General features: G+C 28.3%; 4 protein-coding genes. All 4 read left to right on the plus strand.

Translation table 11 applies throughout. The features are described from left to right. A partial coding sequence (locus tag ACTG3S_RS14305) for a hypothetical protein (RefSeq protein ID WP_439130007.1) occupies positions 1-554 on the plus strand: 554 nt, incomplete at its 5' end. Beyond that, a complete protein-coding gene (locus ACTG3S_RS14310; RefSeq protein WP_439130008.1) occupies positions 551-853 on the plus strand; it encodes a hypothetical protein in 303 nt (100 codons plus the stop codon). The genes ACTG3S_RS14305 and ACTG3S_RS14310, both read left to right, overlap by 4 nt. Then, positions 850-1,275 (plus strand): M23 family metallopeptidase, encoded by a 426-nt coding sequence (locus ACTG3S_RS14315; protein ID WP_439130009.1) that lies wholly within the window; start codon positions 850-852, stop codon positions 1,273-1,275. Before ACTG3S_RS14310 ends, ACTG3S_RS14315 begins: the two co-directional genes overlap by 4 nt. A 2-nt stretch (positions 1,276-1,277) precedes the next feature. Then, positions 1,278-1,982: a DUF6549 family protein gene (locus tag ACTG3S_RS14320; protein WP_439130010.1), complete on the plus strand. Its 705-nt coding sequence runs from the start codon at positions 1,278-1,280 to the stop codon at positions 1,980-1,982. Positions 1,983-2,144 lie beyond the last annotated feature (162 nt).

Raw genomic sequence — 2,144 nt, forward strand, 5'->3', positions numbered from 1 at the left:
GAGTGATTAGAGTTGCAAAAACCTTTAAATGGCTTTGGGATAAGGAAAAAAAGTTTAAAATATTTAACTATGCTTCTTTGTTGGCTTTAACAATTATTACCTATAATTTAAGGCAAGAAAACGAAACTTTAAAAGTAGAGTTTGCAAAAATAGAGGTAATTAATTCTTCTTTAGTTTCTAACATGGTTATCTATAATAGAACTTTTGAAGATTTTCCATTGCCTGTTTGGGGTAAGGTAAAACGTAAAGGCAGGTTTCCTTTACAGTATATAAATAAAGCATATCAAAATCAGTTTGGGCATTTATTTAATTACGATCGGTTTTCAATATTTGGTAAAACCAATTTCGAAATATTTAAAGAAAATCCAAGCATTGCACAATTGTATTACGAAAATGATATTACAGTGTCAATTACAGGCATCCCTTTAGAAACTATAGAATATTCTACAGATTCTATTGGAAATTTAAAAAAATTAAATGTATTAAAATGGCGTGCTATAGTTGATAAAAAAGATACGATAGTTTATGGTATGGTAAAAGATATTTTAGAATGAAAAACTTAGATATAACACTTAACTGTATTGCTTACTTTTTAAAAATATTTGTAGGTGTAAAGCTTTTAGAATTTTTACAGTTTTTAAACTATAGTATATCACAAAACTATGTTTTTTTAATGCAAATTGTTTTTGTCTTTTTAGCAATCGTGCATTTGGTAGTAGTTATTTATTTTAAACTGAAAAACGGTGCTAAAGAAAGAGAAAATAAAGATTTACAAAGTAAAATATATAAAGAGCAAATCAATCAACAAGATTTTGAAAAGGAATCTAAAGAGTTTTTAAAAAATAATAAATGAAAATAGCATCACCAACTAGGCAAATAATATTAAGAAACCAAGATACTACAGGTAATGGTTGGTTTGGTGCAAGTCGTGGAAGCAGAAAACACGAAGGTGTTGATTTTTGTACGTTTCCTGGAGAAGAAATATTTGCGTGTATTTCTGGTAAAGTTAGGGTTGGCAATGTTTATGTAGGTTCTACAAAAATGAAGCTGGTAGAAATACAAGGTACTTTTGGTTTACATCATTATAGAGTGCAACAAATGTATGTAAAGCCAACTGTAAATACAGGTGATTTTGTAGAAAGAAACCAATTAATAGGTTATGCACAAGATGTTGCAGGTTATCATAACAGCAATAAGATGAAAAACCATTGTCATGTGTCAGTTTGGAAAAATGGGTTGCTTACAGATCCAGAACCAATAATTTTAAAATATTAATCATGCTAAAAAACAACATACATATAGGTAATTTCTCTTGGACAAAATTTGTCCAAATTTGTTTAATTATACTTTTATCAGTTTTGCTATTTAATCAATGCAGTCAAAATGCACACTTACAACAAACCAATAAACAAAACCAATTGGCTTTATTAGATTCTGTGGAATACTACAAAAACAAATTAGGTTTAGAGGTGGCGCAAAAATTAGCTTTTAAAGGCACAGTAAAAGATTTGTCTATAATTTTCGAAGAAGCCAAAAAAGAAAATGCTCAATTAAAAGAAGCTGTAAAAAAATTTAAAAAATTAGCATCTGCAACAGTAGTAAATACAATAACAGAAATAAAAGAAGTGCCTGTTCCTTTTGAGGTAAAAGTGCCTTATAATTTTGAAAGAACGTTTTTAAAAGAAGATAATTTTTATAGTTTATCTGGTACAGTAAATCAATCTGGAATTAACTTTACTTCTTTAAGTTTTCCAAATACACAAACATTGGTAGTTGGTAAAAAGAAAACAGGCTTTTTAAAAACAGAATACAGAGTAGAAGTTACCAATAGTAACCCTTATATAAAAACCAACGCTATAGATAATTTTACTTTTACAGAAAAAACCAAACGTTTTGGTATTGGTGTTTCCTTTGGTTTTGGGGTGTACACTAATGGTTTTTTTGTAGGTCCTTCTGTAAATTATAATTTAATTAAGTTTTAAAAAACGTGCTAAAAACGTGTTATTTTGTTTTTTAGTATCTTACAAAGTATTATAAATTAGTTGTTTATGTTAAAATATAAAAATACCTTCTAAGGAGGCGGTCGAAGGTTCGAATCCTTCAGGGCTCACTTAAACCTTCACTTTAATTAGTGGAGGTTTTTT

Source organism: Polaribacter sp. (assembly GCF_965656025.1).
GTDB lineage: Bacteria > Bacteroidota > Bacteroidia > Flavobacteriales > Flavobacteriaceae > Polaribacter.